The 18,590-nt window shown below is 52.0% G+C and carries 15 protein-coding genes and 1 pseudogene; 8 read left to right on the top strand and 8 right to left on the bottom strand.

The genetic code is table 11. From position 1 onward, the window contains the following. Nucleotides 1–117: 117 nt before the first annotated feature. The 5 genes from AC2A06_RS10275 to AC2A06_RS10295 all read right to left on the bottom strand — a co-directional run bounded on the left by AC2A06_RS10275 (nucleotide 118) and on the right by AC2A06_RS10295 (nucleotide 6,615). Entirely contained in the window at nucleotides 118–1,155 is a 1,038-nt protein-coding gene (locus tag AC2A06_RS10275) for an Ldh family oxidoreductase (RefSeq protein WP_484380194.1), read from the bottom strand. Nucleotides 1,156–1,176: 21 nt separating this feature from the next. Then, nucleotides 1,177–2,781, bottom strand: a complete 1,605-nt coding sequence (locus AC2A06_RS10280) for an APC family permease (RefSeq protein WP_484380195.1) — start codon at nucleotides 2,779–2,781, stop codon at nucleotides 1,177–1,179. 25 nt (nucleotides 2,782–2,806) lie between these two features. Further along, entirely contained in the window at nucleotides 2,807–4,402 is a 1,596-nt protein-coding gene (locus AC2A06_RS10285; protein ID WP_484380196.1) for an aldehyde dehydrogenase (NADP(+)), read from the bottom strand. A gap of 39 nt (nucleotides 4,403–4,441) precedes the next feature. Next, on the bottom strand, nucleotides 4,442–5,365 hold the full coding sequence (locus AC2A06_RS10290) for a dihydrodipicolinate synthase family protein (protein WP_484380197.1): 924 nt from the start codon (nucleotides 5,363–5,365) through the stop codon (nucleotides 4,442–4,444). Between the two features lie 398 nt (nucleotides 5,366–5,763). Further along, entirely contained in the window at nucleotides 5,764–6,615 is an 852-nt protein-coding gene (locus tag AC2A06_RS10295; protein ID WP_473196554.1) for an AraC family transcriptional regulator, read from the bottom strand. Nucleotides 6,616–6,792: 177 nt separating this feature from the next. On the opposite strand from AC2A06_RS10295, the gene AC2A06_RS10300 reads away from it, so the two are divergent. From AC2A06_RS10300 to AC2A06_RS10315, 4 genes are read left to right on the top strand one after another with little or no spacing between them, the layout of a single operon-like run. Next, nucleotides 6,793–7,743: a 4-hydroxyproline epimerase gene (locus AC2A06_RS10300; RefSeq protein WP_484380198.1), complete on the top strand. Its 951-nt coding sequence runs from the start codon at nucleotides 6,793–6,795 to the stop codon at nucleotides 7,741–7,743. Next, nucleotides 7,740–8,888 (top strand): NAD(P)/FAD-dependent oxidoreductase, encoded by a 1,149-nt coding sequence (locus AC2A06_RS10305; protein ID WP_484380199.1) that lies wholly within the window; start codon nucleotides 7,740–7,742, stop codon nucleotides 8,886–8,888. The genes AC2A06_RS10300 and AC2A06_RS10305 overlap by 4 nt, the downstream gene beginning before the upstream one ends. 5 nt (nucleotides 8,889–8,893) lie before the next feature. Then, entirely contained in the window at nucleotides 8,894–9,142 is a 249-nt protein-coding gene (locus tag AC2A06_RS10310; RefSeq protein WP_484380232.1) for a 2Fe-2S iron-sulfur cluster-binding protein, read from the top strand. After that, nucleotides 9,139–10,428, top strand: coding sequence for an FAD-dependent oxidoreductase (locus AC2A06_RS10315; RefSeq protein WP_484380200.1), 1,290 nt, complete (start codon nucleotides 9,139–9,141; stop codon nucleotides 10,426–10,428). Before AC2A06_RS10310 ends, AC2A06_RS10315 begins: the two co-directional genes overlap by 4 nt. Here AC2A06_RS10315 and araD read toward each other — a convergent pair. Continuing rightward, nucleotides 10,428–10,550 (bottom strand): annotated as a pseudogene (gene araD, locus AC2A06_RS10320) (L-ribulose-5-phosphate 4-epimerase); the annotation flags it as partial. The gene AC2A06_RS10315 and the pseudogene araD overlap by 1 nt on opposite strands. A 277-nt stretch (nucleotides 10,551–10,827) precedes the next feature. On the opposite strand from araD, the gene glpE reads away from it, so the two are divergent. The 4 genes from glpE (at nucleotide 10,828) to glpD (ending at nucleotide 14,627) form a co-directional block, all read left to right on the top strand. After that, nucleotides 10,828–11,154, top strand: a complete 327-nt coding sequence (glpE, locus tag AC2A06_RS10325) for a thiosulfate sulfurtransferase GlpE (RefSeq protein WP_484380201.1) — start codon at nucleotides 10,828–10,830, stop codon at nucleotides 11,152–11,154. A gap of 144 nt (nucleotides 11,155–11,298) precedes the next feature. Then, the gene (gene glpG / locus AC2A06_RS10330; protein ID WP_023489095.1) at nucleotides 11,299–12,135 is read left to right on the top strand and encodes a rhomboid family intramembrane serine protease GlpG; all 837 of its coding nucleotides are present in this window, start codon (nucleotides 11,299–11,301) and stop codon (nucleotides 12,133–12,135) included. Nucleotides 12,136–12,162: 27 nt separating this feature from the next. Next, a complete protein-coding gene (locus tag AC2A06_RS10335; RefSeq protein WP_037385481.1) occupies nucleotides 12,163–12,921 on the top strand; it encodes a DeoR/GlpR family transcriptional regulator in 759 nt (252 codons plus the stop codon). Between the two features lie 197 nt (nucleotides 12,922–13,118). Then, the gene (gene glpD / locus AC2A06_RS10340; RefSeq protein ID WP_484380202.1) at nucleotides 13,119–14,627 is read left to right on the top strand and encodes a glycerol-3-phosphate dehydrogenase; all 1,509 of its coding nucleotides are present in this window, start codon (nucleotides 13,119–13,121) and stop codon (nucleotides 14,625–14,627) included. A gap of 57 nt (nucleotides 14,628–14,684) precedes the next feature. Here the strand turns inward: glpD and glgP are convergent, their stop codons facing one another. After that, the gene (gene glgP / locus AC2A06_RS10345) at nucleotides 14,685–17,132 is read right to left on the bottom strand and encodes a glycogen phosphorylase (protein ID WP_484380203.1); all 2,448 of its coding nucleotides are present in this window, start codon (nucleotides 17,130–17,132) and stop codon (nucleotides 14,685–14,687) included. 24 nt (nucleotides 17,133–17,156) lie between these two features. Then, nucleotides 17,157–18,590 carry a glycogen synthase GlgA gene (glgA, locus tag AC2A06_RS10350; RefSeq protein ID WP_484380204.1) on the bottom strand — a complete coding sequence of 478 codons (1,434 nt, stop codon included), beginning with the start codon at nucleotides 18,588–18,590 and terminating at the stop codon, nucleotides 17,157–17,159.

Below are 18,590 nucleotides of genomic sequence, written 5' to 3' on the forward strand. Positions count from 1 at the left end.
AACATCAGCATTTGAGCGCCTGGTTTGAGTCTGCTCAAATGCTGATGAGAAACGCCAAGTGTTTTTATCCTCGTCATCAATCTCAATAAAGCGGCGGCGCTGTTGAGCTTAAGTCTATTATTTAGCGTGTGAGGGTTGAATTAACCCTTTGATATCCTGATATAACGCCTGTGGGATCACCAAGCCCTGTTTCAGAGCCCGTTCACGCGCCAGGTAACGGCGCTGTCCGGGCAGCCTGGCCCCCTGGCTGACCATCTCGGCGAACATCTTTTCAGCTCGAGAAAAATGCTGCTCTTTTTCTGCCCCCAAAAAGCGCTCTGGATCAATGGCAATAATCAGTTCCCCACCACGTGGCGATGAGCGAGTCCCCTCATCAAAGGCCAGCGATTCAACGCTGGTCATATCGCCGATCAACGGACCGGCAATCAACTCAACCATGGCCGCTAACGCCGAGCCTTTATGGCCTCCAAAGGTCAGCATCGCCCCTTCCAGCACCGCAGCCGCATCCGTTGTTGCCTCGCCCTGAGCGGTGATCCCCCACCCTTCGGGGATCGGTTTCCCGGCTCGCCGATGCAGCTCAATCTCACCTCTTGCCACCATGCTGGTGGCCAAGTCAAAGATAAAAGGTGGATGGTTCGGCCGAGGCCAACCAAAAGCAATGGGATTCGTGCCAAACAGTGGACGATGACCACCCGCAGGGGTAACCCAAGCATGGCTGGGGGTAAATGCCAAAGCAACCAGACCCGCTTCAGTCAGGGGCTCAATGTCCATCCATAACGCAGAAAAATGGACACAATTATTGATCGCCAATACGCCAATGCCTAATTGGCGGGTCTGCTCAATCAATAAAGGAAGCGCTTGTCGATGCGCCAATAACGAGAATGCTCCCTGTGCATCCGCGCGTACCAACGCGGGTGTCTGGCGTGTAATCACCGGCATGGCATCCGCAGACACTTTGCCAGCCTTAAGCGAATGGACACAACCCAACAGCCGATAGAGACCATGCGAAGCACAACCGTCACGCTCACCCGCCGTGACATTTTCCGCCACCACCTGCGCATGCCGCTCGCTGAACCCATTCGATAACAGAGCTGAATAAGCTAATTGATGCACCTGCGCCACCGTCATCTGTACCGTACTTTCCCGATCTTTCATACACGCTGTCTCCATTGTTCATCAATCCTCATCGTCATGGGGCAAATTGACCTTCGGCAAACAAGTATGAGCCCCCCAATAAAACACCAGCAATGCGATCACCGCGACCATCAAGGTATCCCAAGGCTCAGGCACAATACCGCGCCCGCCAAAAGTCCCCAGGTAAGAAGCTGCCATCATCAGGGCATAAAAACCGATCAGCCAGAAAGACGAAAACACCTGTTGCTGAAAACTGACCTTATCTACCGGAACAAATTTCTTACACAGCACATACACCACAAACATGGCGATTTGCAGCCCTAAGAGCCAAGACACCGTGCCCCAGCCAGACCAGTAGACAATCAGGGCTGAAATAATAAATGACAGTGGAGCCAACACGGCGAACCCGCGTACATAGAAGGGGCGTTTCAGATCGGGGGCGTTGCGGCGCAGCCCTGCGGCCGTCACCGGGGCCAGCGCATAACTCAGTACCAGCGCGGCAGACACCACACCGATTAGGGTTTCCCACGAGGGGAAGGGAAGCGTCCAGAAAATCGACAGACCAAACGTCAGCCATAGAGCAGGGCGAGGGATGCCGGAGTCAGCATCAATCCGCGTGAAAACCTTAAATAAAGTCCCACTGCGGGCCCAACCGTACACCACTCGCGGTGTGGCATTCATGTAAATATTACCGGTACCACTGGGTGAGACCACCGCGTCACTCACCACTAAAAATGCCAACCACCCCACCCCGAGCATCAACGCAATATCGCGATAAGGCAGAGTGAAATGTTGCACTATCGAGCCCCAGCCATTGGCAAGTAACGCCGTAGGCACCCCACCAAGAAACGCCAGTTGCAACATCACATAGATAATTGTGGAAAGCACCACCGACAGGATCAGGGCGATCGGAATAGTACGCTGCGGATTTTCTACCTCACCGGCCACCGAAACAATGGGGGTCAGCCCCAGATAAGCAAAAATTATCCCACCCGCAGAGATCGCCGATTGCACCCCAGCAGCACCAAATGGCGCAATCCCTTGTACAGTGAGATTATCGGGGTTGAAAAAAGTAAACAGGACACCAATCACCAGTAGCGGCACCACAAACTTGAAAATACTGATGATGTTATTGGACTTGGCGAACGTTTTGACACTGTAATAGTTCAAGTAAAAGAAGAAGCAGAGCAGTGCCAACTGTACGCCCCATCCAAACAGGGTCGGGCTGCTGGAACCGACTTGTGTCAACGAGGGAAACCAGGCTGCCGCATATTGGCGCGCGGCGACCACTTCAATAGCGATCAGGCTGGAGAAGGCAATAAGGGTAATCGACCCCATTAAATACCCCATCAACTCGCCATGTGAAAAAACGGGGTAACGGATCACCCCGCCCGCCTTGGGCAAGGCCGCCCCCAGTTCACAATAGACAATCCCCAGAAGCAACACAGCCACCCCACCGATCAGCCAAGAGTAAATCCCGGCAGGTCCGGCAATGGCAGCCACATGGCTGGCTGCGAACAGCCAGCCGGAACCAAAAATGGCCCCCAGACCAATAAAGGTTAAATCGGTCAGCGTCAGCCGCTTTTTAAACCTTCCTTGAACAAGACCCTTACTCTGAATAGGTGTTTCGCATTGAGATAGTGACATTGATGTAACCCTCTATTGATGAGCTTCATAATGATTCGCGGGTATAAACGCCATTGACTAAACGCAATAAATTGAGTGGGTTGGTATCCTGCAAAGCATCCGGTAGCAGGATTTGAGGGTAATTTTGGAAGCAGACTGGGCGTAAAAAACGCTCAATCGCGAGTGTACCGACCGACGTCCCTCTGGCATCACTGGTGGCGGGATAAGGCCCACCATGAACCATCGCATCGCACACCTCGACGCCAGTCGGGTAACCATTGATGATTAATCGCCCGGCTTTATGCGCCAGTAGCTGTGTAAGTGAACGGGCTTGTGCAATTTCTGCCTCTTCACCAATCAGGGTGGCGGTCAGTTGTCCTTGCAGACCCTGTAAAGCCTGAAACAACTCGGCTTCATTGGCCGCTTCAACAACCACGGCAACCGGGCCAAAGACCTCTTCTTGCAACAGAGGAGACTGATCAAGCAACAAAGCAATATCCGCACGAAACAGTTGCGCCGATGCCTGCTCGGCAACACCACTCTGCCCAGCAATCCGCTCAATCCGCGGGTGCTGCTCTAAGGCGATGATACCCTGTTGAAAGCTCTGTAATGTCCCTGGGTTCAGCATGGTTTGCGCTGGGGAAGAAGTTACCTCTTGGCATAACTTATTGACAAAACGCTCAAAATTGCTGGACTGCACACCGATAATGACACCAGGCTTGGTGCAAAGCTGACCACATCCCAAGGTGAACGATGCCGCCAGATCCTGCGCAATCCGCTCGGCACCTGAACTCAACGCCTGCGGCATCACCACCACGGGGTTAATGCTCGACATCTCAGCAAAAACCGGGATCGGTTGCGGGCGACGCATCGCCAGATCAAACAACGCCCGGCCACCCGCCAGTGAACCGGTAAATCCAACCGCTTTGATTTCTGGATGTTGTACTAAATCAGCACCGATCTGACCGCCATACAGCATATTAAATACCCCAGCAGGCATAGCGTATTTGACTCTCGCCCGTTCAATGGCGCGCCCAACCCACTCTGCCGTCGCCATATGACCGCTATGTGCTTTAAACACCACCGGACAACCGGCTGCCAACGCTGCGGCGGTATCCCCCCCTGCGGTGGAAAAGGCCAGGGGAAAATTACTGGCACCGAATATCGCCACAGGCCCGATTGCTACGCGGTACTGGCGCAGGTCAGGGCGTGGCAGCGGTGTCCTGTGCGGCAATGCGCTATCAATGCGTGCGCCGTAAAAATCACCACGTCGCAATAGCGCTGCAAACAGCCGCATCTGCCCACTGGTTCTGGCACGTTCACCTTGGATCCTTGCTACAGGTAAGGCGGTCTCTGCCGCCACCAACGCAATAAACTCATCACCCAGTGCATCCAGCTCATCCGCAATACCCGCAAGAAAATCGGCTCTTTGTGCTGCATCGGTCTGACTATAGGCGGGGAAAGCCCGTGCAGCGGCTAACGCTGCACGATCCACTTCAGTGGCTGTCCCCTGATAAAAACGATATCCGCTAGGCTGGCCATTCGCCGCACAGAGACTGACCAGTTTACGTTCACCTTCAGCGACACGTTCACCGCCAATAAACTGCCGCCCGCTGTCTTGCTGCTCTGTAAAATGTGTCATTTACACTCCATTATTCAATTGGTTATTGAAAAAACACATTTAGAGTCCGACATCCGGCAATGTCGTTGGCCGGCAAGCCAGGGCTTTTTCAACCACTGACTTCACCTCAGCCAAGGTCTGACCTTCCAGAGGCAAACGTGGTGGCCGAGTGATGGCACTACCACGGCCGACCATTTCCTCACACAGTTTGATGCACTGCACCAGGTCAGGACGATAATCAAGGTGGAGCAATGGCATAAACCAGCGATAAAGTGCTAATGCCTCGTCAAAACGCCCCTGCTTTGCCAGGCGGAATAACGTTTCACCCTCGCGAGGGAAGACATTGGACATCCCAGAGACCCATCCGGCAGCCCCCACCGCGACACACTCCAGTACCACATCGTCCAGCCCCGCAAACAACACAAAGCGATCCCCCACGGCATTAGGAATATCAATGAAGGGGCGCGTGTTCCCAGAGGAATCCTTGAACGCCACGATGTTGTCACAATCGGCCATGGTCGTGAGTACATCGGGAGTGACATCGTTTTTGTAGATCAACGGGTTGTTGTAGAGCATGATCGGTAGGTCGGTTGAGGCGGCAATGGTACGAAAATAAGCAACGGTTTCACGGATCGTCGGGCTATACACCAACGGCGGCATCAGCATAATGCCATCCGCCTGCGCTTTACCGGCTTCCGCCACCATTTCACGCGCATTGGCGGTGGTCAGTTCCGCCACACCGGATAAGACCGGCACCTGACCAGCAGCGGCATCCACGGCAACTTCAATAACAGAACGTTTTTCTTGGGTCGTCATTGAGGTGTTTTCCCCCACGGTGCCATTGACCACCAAGCCTGAAACACCATCCTTCACCAAGTTTTTGATCACGCGATGTGTCGCGTCGAGATCCAAAGAGAAATCCGCTTTAAACTGAGTGCTTACCGCAGGAAAAACACCGTGCCAGTTCACTGTTTTATGGCTCATATTGTTACACCTATTCGTTAAGTCATGAGGTAAATGGATATACCTTTCATCCTTTAAGAAGCAGTGGTGTTGGCGGCTTCCACTCGCTTGCCGCCTACCTGCAACTTCATTGAACTTGGGCATAGAAGACCACCAGAAAAATGTTAATTTAATGTAAATCAATGGTGAACTTCTGCCCCATACTGACAATGAACCCGTCACTCCGCTTGAGGGTTTTCTCTGATTGCCATGATGAAATCAGCATAGTGATCTGGAATGCCGAAACGCGTAATGGCTATCACTGCCAGCATAAAGTGTGAGAAAAAGGGAGCGGAGCAACGAAAACAGCACAACAGTGGCTAGCCAGTTCAAGGGCGATCAACCAGTAAATGGGTGGGGATTGGATCTGTGGATCACCGCTACTTCAGCGATAATCGAAAACACCGTGGTGTGGTGCCAGTGAGTGCTTTAAATTGACGGCTAAAAGCACTGTGGTCAGTATAGCCACAATGCAGTGCAATCTCGGTGATCGGCATATCGGTTGCCAGCAATTCAGATGCTTTCTCCAAGCGGACTTTATGGATCATCTGCCGGGGAGTCAGGTGGAAAATACGTTTACAGTAACGTTCCAACTGTGCCACAGACAACCCCGTCAACTGAGTCAATTCACTCATCATTATCGGCTGGCTGTAATGTTGGCGGATATAATCATCCACGGCGACCAAGCGACGATAAGCCGGATGGTTGGCCTTGGCTTGTTGTAAATCGTAAGAAATCCCTGCCATACCGATGATCTTGCCCTGCACATCATAAAGCGGTAGTTTCTGAGTCAAACACCAGCCTGTTTCTCGACCCGCATACAAGTGCATTTCCAACTGATCCTGTATTCGCATCCCCTGCTGTAATACACGCTGATCCTGTTCGGTATAGCCAAAGCCCAGCTTGGATGGAAAGACTTCTGACGACGTTTTTCCTAGGAGTGAGGCAACAGTTTTAAAGCCACAACGTTTGGCAAGCGTCAAATTGGCAATCAGGTAACGAGCTTCACTGTCTTTGATAAAAAAAACCACATTCGAGATAGCGTTCAGCAAGGGCGTGATCAGGGCAATGGCATTGAGTACCGCGTTGATATCCTGCGGGCGCTGGAATACTAATCCCTCACATAGTGTGGCTAATTGGTCAACAGACAGTGTGGCCGAGGCGGCGACGGGTGATTCAGTGATGGTCTGATCTGCTGCAGCCGGAAAGTCTATTTCAAAGGTCTGGTCCATTAGTTAACCCTCTTTGACACACTATTTTTCAGGCTGTCACTGCCGCGTCATGGATCACCGCGCCAGAAATTGTGCTGATTTCTCTATGCAAAAAACAGAAAAGCGTCAAGCACTAACACCGCCTATCCCTCACTCTATCTTAGTAAAAATAACATTTCATTAACTTATAGGGCCGCTATGACTCCATCTTCTCAATTCACCATGATCCATGTGATTGATTCTCATACGGGAGGCGAACCAACTCGCTTGGTGGTCGATGGTTTTCCTGCATTAGGTACGGGAAGTGTCGCCGAACAACAAGCCATATTGGAGCGGGAGTTTGATCACTGGCGATGTACCAGCATTCTGGAGCCCCGTGGCAATGATGTCCTGGTCGGGGCGTTACTCTGCCCCCCCACCACCCCCGATGCCTGCGCTGGCGTTATTTTCTTCAATAATACCGGTTACTTAGGCATGTGCGGTCATGGCACCATCGGTGTCGTGACCTCGCTGGCTTATTTGGGCAGGATCAGTGCAGGACGGCATAAAATAGATACGCCAGTCGGTACAGTGGAGGCCGAGTTACATCAGGATGGCAGCGTTACCGTGCATAACGTGCCAGCCTACCGCTATCGCAAACAAGTGACCGTCGAGGTTCCTGGCTACGGAACCGTCTGTGGCGATATCGCTTGGGGGGGAAATTGGTTTTTTCTGATTAACGATCACCCGTTAGTGGTCGGCCCGCATAATCTTGAAGCCCTCACGCACTATAGTTGGGCGGTACGTCAGGCTCTGGAACAGTCGGGTATTCATGGAGAAAATGGCGTAATAATCGACCATATTGAGCTATTTTCCCCTGATCCCGAAGCCGATAGCCGTAATTTTGTTCTCTGTCCTGGCAAGGCGTATGACCGTTCCCCCTGTGGCACCGGAACCAGCGCCAAACTCGCCTGTCTGGCCGCCGATGGACGATTGAAACCTGGGGAGATTTGGCGGCAAAAAAGCGTGATCGGCAGTGAATTTCAGGCATCTTATAGCTTGGTAGGGGGAGCGATTATGCCTGTCATTCGTGGTCATGCCTATGTGTGCGGTGACACCCGCTTGCTGATCGATGGGCAGGACCCTTTCGCCTGGGGCATTACCGGATGAGTCACTCACGACTGACGCAGGCAGATGTGATCGTGGTGGGAGCAGGCATCATCGGTGCAAGTTGCGCCCATCAGTTAGCCCAGGCCGGTTACCGTATCCTGTTACTTGACAATCAGAGCCGCGCTGCAACAGCCGCAGGGATGGGGCATCTGGTCTGCATGGATGATAACCCGGCCGAGCTGGCGCTGAGCAGTTATTCTATTGCACAGTGGCGTCCACTCCTTGAGCAAATGCCCGATTCATGTGCTTGGCACGCTTGCGGCACACTGTGGATTGCCGCCCACCCTGAAGAGATGTCACTGGCAGAACAAAAACAGCAGCGCTTGGCCAGTGTTGGCATCCAGAGCGCACTGCTGAGCGCCCAACAGCTTCAACATATTGAACCGATGCTGCGTCAAGGCCTGACTGGGGGCTTACGTGTACCGAGCGAGGGTATTCTCTATGCCCCCAATGTCGCACAATGGTTAGTCCAACAAGGGAAAGAGCGAGTAACGCTACACCATGCAGAGGTGGTTCGCTTGGAAGAACAAAGCGTGGTGTTGGCTGATGGAGAAACCCTTAGCGCGCCAGCCATCATTCTAGCCAATGGCATTCACGCACAACATCTGCTGCCTGAGTTGCCTCTACAACCCAAAAAAGGCCAGTTGGCCATTACTGATCGCTACCCTCTGCGGGTGCATCATCAGCTTGTCGAATTAGGCTACGTGGCAAGCGCTCATGCCAACAGCGGAACTTCAGTGGCCTTTAATGTACAGCCGCGCCCTACCGGGCAACTGCTCATCGGATCTTCACGCCAATTTAACACCCTCGACTCCACCGTAGAGATGCCGGTCTTGCAAGCCATGCTGCAACGTGCGCTGCACTATCTACCGAGTTTGGCAGAGATGAACCTGATCCGCAGTTGGAGTGGATTTCGTGCAACATCCCCCGATAACCTGCCCCTGCTAGGTGCGCATCCCAGGTATAAAGGGCTTTGGTTGGCAGTGGGCCATGAAGGGTTAGGCGTCACCACAGCAACGGGCAGTGCACAAATCCTCACGGCGTTGATCCAGGGACATACGCCGCCGATTGATGCCACGCCCTATCTGGCAAGTCGTTTTTTATCCACACACATCCCCCTTGCAGTTATGGAGAATAACCGATGATAAACATGGCGCGTTCTATTCAGTTATCAATTGATGGCGAGCTGTTTTCCGTTCCTTGCGGTATCACGGTAGCGGTGGCATTAAGCCTCACTGATCAAGCTGGTTGCAGAGAATCGCTTACTGGGCAATGGCGTACCCCATTCTGTGGTATGGGGATCTGTCAGGAGTGCCGAGTGACCATTGACGGGTTACGCCGCCCCGCCTGCCAAACGCTGTGCCGCAACGATATGATGATCATGAGGACACACTCATGATGTCTTCCGCTTGCACGCTAAAAAACTGGCATTGCGACATTCTGATTATCGGCGCTGGCCCCGCAGGGATGGCGGCAGCCAACGCCGCTGCCACTAAACAGACGCCGATCCTGATCATTGATGATAACCCTCGCCCTGGCGGGCAAATCTGGCGTGATGGCCCAGTGATGCCAATCACTGCCAAGGCAAAGCGACATATCGAGATGATCAAACAAAACCAAAACATCACACTGCTTAGCAATACAAAGATCGTTGGGAGCAACGGCCCTCAGCGCCTAATTTATGAAGGTTCTGACGAATATGGCACCATCAGTTACCAACGACTGATCCTGTGTACCGGCGCTCGAGAACAGTTACTGCCTTTCCCCGGTTGGACCTTGCCAGGTGTCACAGGTGCAGGTGGATTGCAGGCGATGGTGAAAAATGGCCTACCCCTGCAACGACAGCGGGTCATGATTGCCGGTAGCGGCCCATTATTGTTGGCGGTAGCCAACAATGTGCAGCGAGTGGGTGGCCAGGTGGTCGGCATCGCCGAACAGGCCAAATGGTCGGCATTACTGGCCTTCAGTTGCCAATTATGGCGCTGGCCGAGCAAAGGATGGCAGGCATTGCGCCTATTTCAACGCCATTATCGGCCAGACAGCATGGTGCTGGAAGCATTAGGAGAACAACGCTTAGAGGCGGTGCGTATCAGGTTGGGCCAACGGGAAAAAACGGTCGCCTGCGATAGGCTTGCCTGTGGCTTTGGCTTGGTCCCGAATAGCGAATTAGCACAATTACTGGGTTGCCATTTAAACGCACAGAAGATAACCGTGGATCAATGGCAGCAGAGCAGCCAGCCAACTATTTATGCCGCAGGAGAGTGTACCGGTATAGGCGGCAGCGAATTAGCGCTGGTGGAAGGCACTATCGCCGGTTATGCCGCCATAGAACACTATTCCCGGGCAGCAACGCTGTTTCACTTACGCTACCGTTGGTTGCAGTTTGCAGACCATGTGGCCACCGCGTTCACCCTGAACCAGGCAGTCAAACAGTTGGCAACACCAGAGACCTTGCTCTGCCGCTGCGAAGATGTGCCACTCTCTATGCTGACGCCCCATGACAATTGGCAGCAGGCTAAACTCCACAGCCGATGTGGCATGGGGGCTTGTCAGGGAAAAATTTGTGCCACCGCCGCTCACACGCTACTGGGCTGGGCTCCACCCGCCCCCAGAGTGCCACTTTCTCCGGTGCGGATTGGAACATTAGTTGGAACATTAAGCAGCAAGACTCAACACTGCACGTAATAAGCATTGGGCCCATGCTGATAAACCACTATCCCTGACGTATACAACGGCTCTTGTTGCCCCAGCGTTTCGACCATCACCTGCCCGGTGGCCAATTCATACTCGCCACCCACTTCATTGGCAATCAAGCGCGCGGTCCGCTAGGCATCATCCATTGACGGGTTATCCAGGGCCACCTGCAACATCGGTAAGGTATTGGTCATCTTGTTCTCCTTGTCCTTATCGCCAAAACAGACCGGCTTTTTCAGCGTCACCAAGGAGTTGAAGTGCCGCTGGTTTAGGGGCTCGAGGGGGGCTAATTGTCGTTACCGATAACCATAGGTTTGCTCTGGTCTTAATAACAGCAAAATGGGGTACACTCTCCCAAAATTCCCCCGCACAATGAGGCACGTTAACATTATGCAGCAAGCTGAAACGATCAATATTGAGCAGGCCTATTCTCACCTGAAAGAGGGCAGTGCGACGCTGGTCGATATTCGAGACCCACAAAGTTTTGCCGTAAGCCATGTACCAGGCGCATTCCATCTTACCAATGACAGCCTGACAACCTTTATGCAGAACAATGAGTTCGAGCACCCGGTGATGGTCATGTGCTACCACGGTATTAGCAGCCGCGGTGCGGCACAGTACCTACGGCAACAAGGGTTTGAAGCCGTCTATAGCATTGATGGTGGTTTCGAAGCCTGGGCACGTCAGTTTCCGCAAGAGGTCACCGCCTCTTCATAACAGCTCATCTAAGCGGTGGATCAATTATCCCCCGCTTTTTATCCATTCCATTGCCTATCGGCAGGATTTCAACGCTATAATCATCCCTCAATACCACTGCTAGTCATATCCGTGGTCAATATTATCTACCGAGACGGAAAATCTATGGTTCGAGTGATCGCCGTATCCAACCCGCGTTTGGCACAAGCTTTTGTCGATTATATGGCTACACTTGGGGTGCAGCTTAGTGTCCAGGCTAGCGACGAAGCGGCCGAAATCTGGCTGGCAGATGAGACTCATCTGGAGCAAGTTCAGCACGAACTGCAACAGTTTCTGCACGATCCCCTCAACCAACGTTATCAGGCCGCCAGTTGGCAAACCGGCAACACCGACACCGGGTTGAACTACCAACAATTTTCCTATCTGCAAACCATCCGCAGCAAAGCGGGACCACTGACCCTCACGGTAATGGTATCGTGCATCCTGATCTACATTCTGATGCAGATATTGGGGGATAACACGGTGATGTTCTGGCTTTCCTGGCCGCAAAACAGCTCGCAATATAGTCAGCTATGGCGCTGGGTCAGCCATATTTTCCTGCATTTTTCATTACTGCATATTACGTTTAACCTGCTCTGGTGGTGGTATCTGGGTGGCCCAGTGGAAAAATTACTCGGTAGCGGTAAGTTATTTGTCATCACCGTGGTTTCAGCCCTTTTCAGTGGCTGGGCACAATCGCTATTTAGTGGGTTTCTCTTTGGCGGTCTTTCTGGTGTGGTTTACGCCCTGATAGGTTACGTCTGGTTAACCGGTGAGCGCGCACCAGAACGAGGCATCAATCTGCCACGGGGTCTAATGGTATTTTCCGTGCTCTGGCTGGTCATCGGCCATTTCGATGTTTTTGGCATATCGATTGCTAATGCAGCACACATCGCTGGTTTAGTGTTAGGGTTATTGATGGCATTCTGGGATACGCGACATCACACGCGCAATGAGCAATAACAGCCAGGTACATATTAGGGGATTATCATGAAGCAAACTCAGCGTCATGACGCAATTATCGAATTGGTGCGCTTACAGGGTTATGTCAGCACCGAAGAGTTGGTGGAGCATTTCGCCGTCAGTCCGCAAACCATTCGACGTGATTTAAATGACCTGGCTGATCAGAACAAGATACAGCGCCACCATGGTGGTGCTGCCTTCCCCTCCAGCTCAGTGAATACCGCCTATCATGACCGCAAGATCATGTACTCAGAAGAAAAAAACCGCATCGCTCAGCGCGTGGCTAGCCAGATCCCTGATGGCGCGACGCTGTTTATTGATATCGGCACCACGCCGGAAGCTGTCGCTCATGCATTGATGGGGCATAAAAATCTGCGCATCGTCACCAACAACTTGAATGTCGCCACCCTGCTCACCGCCAAAGAGGATTTCCGCCTGATCCTGGCTGGTGGCGAAGTGCGCACTCGAGATGGTGGCATTATGGGGGAAGCGACATTGGATTTTATTTCCCAATTCCGCCTCGACTACGGCATTCTTGGCATCAGCGGTATCGATATGGATGGCTCACTACTTGAATTCGATTACCATGAAGTACGCACCAAACGAGCCATTATCGAAAACTCCCGCTGTGTGATGTTAGTCACCGATCATTCCAAATTTGGCCGTAATGCGATGGTTAATCTTGGCAATATGAACCTGATTGACTACCTGTTTACCGACCAAAACCCGCCCCCTAGCGTGATGAAAATTATCGAGCAGTATGATGTACAACTAGAGATCTGCTAAGTTCGCCTCCTCTCCTATCACAGGAGAGGTTTCCCCCGCTCGCCTCTTCAATTGATGTGCATACCCGCCAAATTGTTAAATTTTTCGTTAAAACAGATTGCCCCGGTTAATTATTGGCTTAATTGTTGGTTTATGATTACAATAATGAGCAAAATAGAACATTAAAGAACTATTACGAACATTCTTGCGAGGTTAATGTGGAAACCAAAGACTTGATCGTTATTGGCGGCGGTATTAACGGTGCGGGCATCGCTGCAGATGCTGCTGGCCGTGGGCTCTCCGTTCTGCTACTGGAAGCACAAGACTTGGCCAGTGCAACCTCTTCAGCCAGTTCAAAACTGATCCATGGTGGCCTACGCTACCTGGAACATTACGAGTTCCGCCTGGTCAGCGAAGCACTGGCTGAGCGTGAAGTGCTGCTAAAGCTCGCCCCACATATCACCTTTCCCATGCGTTTCCGCTTGCCACATCAACCCCATTTGCGCCCAGCCTGGATGATTCGCACTGGCCTGTTCTTATATGATCATTTGGGTAAACGCACCAGCCTGCCAGGCAGCAAAGGCTTGCACTTTGGCGCTGATTCGGTTTTAAACGCAGAATTAAAGCGCGGTTTCGAATATTCCGACTGCTGGGTAGATGATGCCCGTCTGGTGGTCTTAAATGCCCAAGCTGTTACCGAACGGGGTGGTGAAGTGCGTACCCGCACTCAAGTCACCCGGGCTTGGCGGGAGAATGACCTGTGGGTGGTGGAAGCTACCGAGGTCAATAGCGGCAAGCGTCTTACCTGGCGAGCCAAGGGGTTGGTCAATGCCACCGGACCTTGGGTGAAACACTTCTTTGATGATGGGTTGAAGCTGAAATCCCCCTACGGTATTCGCCTGATTAAGGGCAGCCATATCGTGGTCCCCAAGGTGCATGATCAACCACAAGCCTATATTTTACAGAACGAAGACCACCGTATTGTGTTTGTGATCCCGTGGATGGATGAGTTTTCTATCATTGGCACCACCGATGTGGAGTACCACGGCGATCCCCAAGAAGTCCAGATCGATGAGAACGAGATCGACTATCTGCTCAAGGTCTATAACCACCACTTCAAAAAACAGTTGGGTCGTAACGATATCGTCTGGACTTATTCCGGTGTCCGCCCGCTGTGCGATGATGAATCAGACTCACCACAAGCAGTAACCCGCGATTACACCTTGGATATTGATGATGTTCAAGGCAAGGCCCCGCTACTTTCGGTATTTGGTGGCAAACTCACCACCTACCGCAAGCTGGCGGAACATGCGCTGGAAAAACTGGCGCATTATTACCCAGGGTGTGGGCCAGCATGGACCAAAAACGGTTTGCTGCCAGGGGGCGACATCGCGGGCAGCCGTGATCACTATGCGGCCAAACTGCGCCAACAGTACCCCTGGTTAACGGAATCACTGGCTCGCCGCTACGCCCGAACTTATGGCAGTCACAGTCAACAGATCCTGGCCAACGCTAGCAATCTGAGTGATTTAGGTGAACACTTTGGGCACGAGCTCTATGAAGCTGAATTGCGTTATCTGGTTGATCAGGAGTGGGTTAGTGAGCTGGATGATGCTATTTGGCGGCGGACCAAACTGGGAATGTGGCTCAGCGAAGCGCAACAAGCACGGGTTAAAACCTGGCTAACCGCACAGGCTGAAGCGAAAATAGCGTCACAGGTAAGTTAATCAACAGAGTATCAGGGCCGGTTACCCGGCCCTTTTCACCATTACAACTTTATCGGCTTACAATTTTATCGGCTTGATGTTCCAGATCTCATCCGCGTACTCTTGAATGGTACGGTCAGAAGAGAAATAGCCCATATTGGCAATATTAAGCACCGCACTGCGTGTCCAGTCATCTTGGTTAAGATATAACTGATCCACTTTATCCTGCGTATCCACATAGCTGCGATAATCTGCCAGCAATTGATAGTGATCCCCCAGATTGACCAGTGAATCAAACAAACTGCTATACCGTTTCGGCTCATCAGGGCTGAATACACCGGTAGCGATTTGCGTTAGCGCCAGATGCAACTCCTCATCCTGTTCAAAATATTGACGCGGGTTGTAACCATTACGACGCAAATCTTCTACTTGTTCGGCGGTATTACCAAAGATAAAGATATTCTCTTGCCCGACATGCTCGAGCATTTCAACGTTAGCGCCATCCAAAGTACCAATCGTCAAAGCACCGTTCAGAGCAAACTTCATATTACTGGTGCCTGAAGCTTCAGTCCCTGCCAGTGAAATCTGTTCTGACAGATCAGCCGCCGGAATAATCATCTGTGCCAAACTGACCCCATAGTTGGGGATAAACACCACTTTCAAATCATCATGGACCCGCGGGTCATTGTTGATCACTTTAGCGACATCATTAATCAAACGAATAATCTGTTTGGCGGCATAGTAAGCCGAGGCCGCCTTACCCGCAAAAATCACCACACGAGGTACCGGCTTGGTTTCAGGATCCTGCAGCAAACGGTTATAGCGAGTAATCACATGTAATACATTAAGCAACTGCCGCTTATATTCGTGAATACGTTTGATCTGCACATCGAACAAGGCATCCGGATTCACCACCACATTGAGCTTTTTGGCAATATAACTGGCCAGCCGCTCTTTGTTCTGCCGCTTAGCTGTTTGCACCGCCAGCAAGAAACTCGGGTAGTCCACATCCTGCTTAAGCTCGGCCAGTTGGCTAAGATCGGTACGCCATTGATGACCGATACTGTCATCCAATACTTTCGACAGTGGTCGGTTGGCTAATCCTAACCAGCGACGCGGCGTCACCCCGTTGGTTTTATTGCAGAAACGACCCGGGAAAATCTGCGCAAAATCAGCAAACAGAGATTGCACCATCAACTCCGAATGCAGTGCTGATACGCCATTCACCTTATGGCTTGCTACCACCGCCAACCATGCCATGCGAACCCGTCGGCCACCGGTTTCATCAATCAGAGAGACCCGTGCCAGTAAGTCATTATCACCCGGCACCTGCTGTTGAACTTGCTTGAGAAAATGGTCGTTAATCTCGAAAATAAGCTGCAAATGACGTGGCAGGATCTTACCCAGCATCTCTATCGGCCAGGTCTCCAGGGCTTCACTCATCAACGTATGGTTGGTGTAAGAGAATACTTTTTCCACCAGCGCCCAAGCATCCAGCCAACTGAATTTATGCTCGTCGATCAGTAAACGCATCAATTCAGGAATGGACAAAACGGGGTGGGTATCATTCAGGTGAATGGCAACCTTGTCAGCCAGATTGGCAAAGGTTTTGTGCATTATCCAGTGACGATGAAGAATGTCCTGCACTGTCGCTGAAACCAGGAAATATTCTTGCCGCAGACGTAGCTCACGCCCAGAATAAGTGGAATCATCAGGATAGAGCACGCGCGATACGTTCTCTGAATGGTTTTTATCCTCCACCGCAGCAAAGTAGTCACCCTGGTTGAATTTACCCAGGTTGATTTCGTTACTGGCCTGTGCACTCCATAAACGGAGTGTGTTAGTGGCGTCAGTATCAAAACCAGGGATCACCTGATCATAAGCGATAGCAATGATCTCTTCGGTTTCTACCCAGCGGGCCTTGGTTCCCTCCTGCTGAATACGCCCACCGAAACGCACCTTATAGCGGGTATTGTGGCGCGGGAATTCCCACGGGTTACCGTATTCCAACCAGTAGTCCGGCGACTCCATCTGCTGGCCGTTGACAATATTCTGTTTGAACATGCCATATTCATAGCGGATGCCATAGCCTCTTCCTGGCAGGGCCAACGTCGCCAACGAATCCAGGAAACAGGCAGCTAAACGGCCCAAGCCCCCATTGCCCAAGCCAGGATCATTTTCCTCTTCAAGCAATTCACTCAAGCTCAGGCCCATTTCATCGAGCGCATCCTCAAGATCCCGATAAATTCCCATGGATAACAGGGCATTCGATAACGTCCGGCCAAGCAGAAACTCCATCGACAGGTAATAAACCTGCCGGACATCTTGCGAAAGCTGGGCGCGACTCGCGCGTAACCAGCGTTCCACCATCCTGTCTCGTACCGCAAACAGCACGGCATTAAGCCAGTCGTGCTGAGTCGCGATAGCCGGATCCTTACCAACAATAAACATCAGTTTATAGGCAATGGAATGTTTCAGCGCTTCAACACTGACCGTGGGTGAGGTGTAACTAAACGGTGAAGTCATAGTAATTCAATCCCAAGTACGCGATTACAATAAGCGTTGATAAAGCGACAGATAATCCCTTGCCGCTACGTGCCAACCAAAATCCAGATTCATAGCGTGGCGCTGTATTCGCCGCCAATGTTTCGGCCGGCTCCATAACACCAGCGCACGCCGAATAGCATTGCTCAAGGCGACAGCATCACAATCATCAAAAACAAACCCACTGGCGCTACCGTCTGCCAGATTCTCCAGCGCGCAATCCACCACGGTGTCCGCCAACCCCCCCGTGCGGCGCACCAACGGCAAGGCACCATATTGCAAACCATAAAGTTGTGTTAACCCACAAGGCTCAAAACGGCTGGGCACCAGGATCACATCTGCACCACCGATAATACGGTGTGAAAAAGCTTCATGATAGCCAATCTGCACACCCACCTGATCAGGATAATCGGCGGCGGCATCGAGAAACGCCTGCTGCAAAACGGCATCACCGGCCCCCAGCAACGCCAACTGCCCACCCTGCGCCAACAACGTAGGCAACGCTTCCAGCACCAGATCCAACCCTTTCTGATTGGTCAGGCGACTCACCACGGCAAACAGGGGCAACGACTCATCCACCTGTAGCCCCATCGCTTTTTGCAGATGCAGTTTGTTTTTGATCTTATTCTTCAGATGGTCTGCATCGTAACGCGCCGTCAGATTGGCATCACGGGCCGGGTCCCAGATTTTGTCATCAACGCCATTGAGAATACCGCTAAGCCGCCCTTGACGCTGGCGCTCCTGCAGTAATCCTTCCATGCCGTAACCAAATTCAGGCCGTGTAATTTCACGTGCGTAGGTTGGACTGACGGTGGTGACATGGTCGGCGTAGTATAGGCCCGCCTTCAGAAATGAAATCTGCCCGTGGAACTCCAACCCGTAGATATTGAAAAACGCCGAAGGTAACCACAACTCTTGCAGATGTTGGGCAGCGAACAGCCCCTGATAGGCCAGATTATGAACCGTAAAAATAGAACGAGCCGGGTGACCATTGGCTGCCAGGTAGGCACAGGCCAATCCAGCATGCCAGTCATGAGCGTGTACCACTTGTGGCCGCCAATAACGATCCAACCCTTTCGCCAGTTCACAAGCCATCCACCCCAATAAAGCAAAACGGCGGTGGTTATCTGGATATGCACTCATTGATTGGTCATGGTATGGGCTACCCGAACGGTTATACAGCCAAGGTGCATCAATCAGGTAAACGCCGATACCCTGATAAATACCGTAACGTAGGCTGACTAAACCAGCAAAAGAGTCGACCTGGGTCACCAATACCGTATCTGGAATCCCATTGCACACATCAGGAAACGCCGGTAACAACAACCGAACATCCCCCCCCTCGGCAATTTGTGCTGCCGGTAATGCCCCCACCACATCGGCAAGGCCGCCGGTTTTTAGCAACGGGAATATTTCAGAACATACATGTAAAACCTGCAT

Source organism: Serratia sp. HNCC26DJ244 (assembly GCF_057180565.1).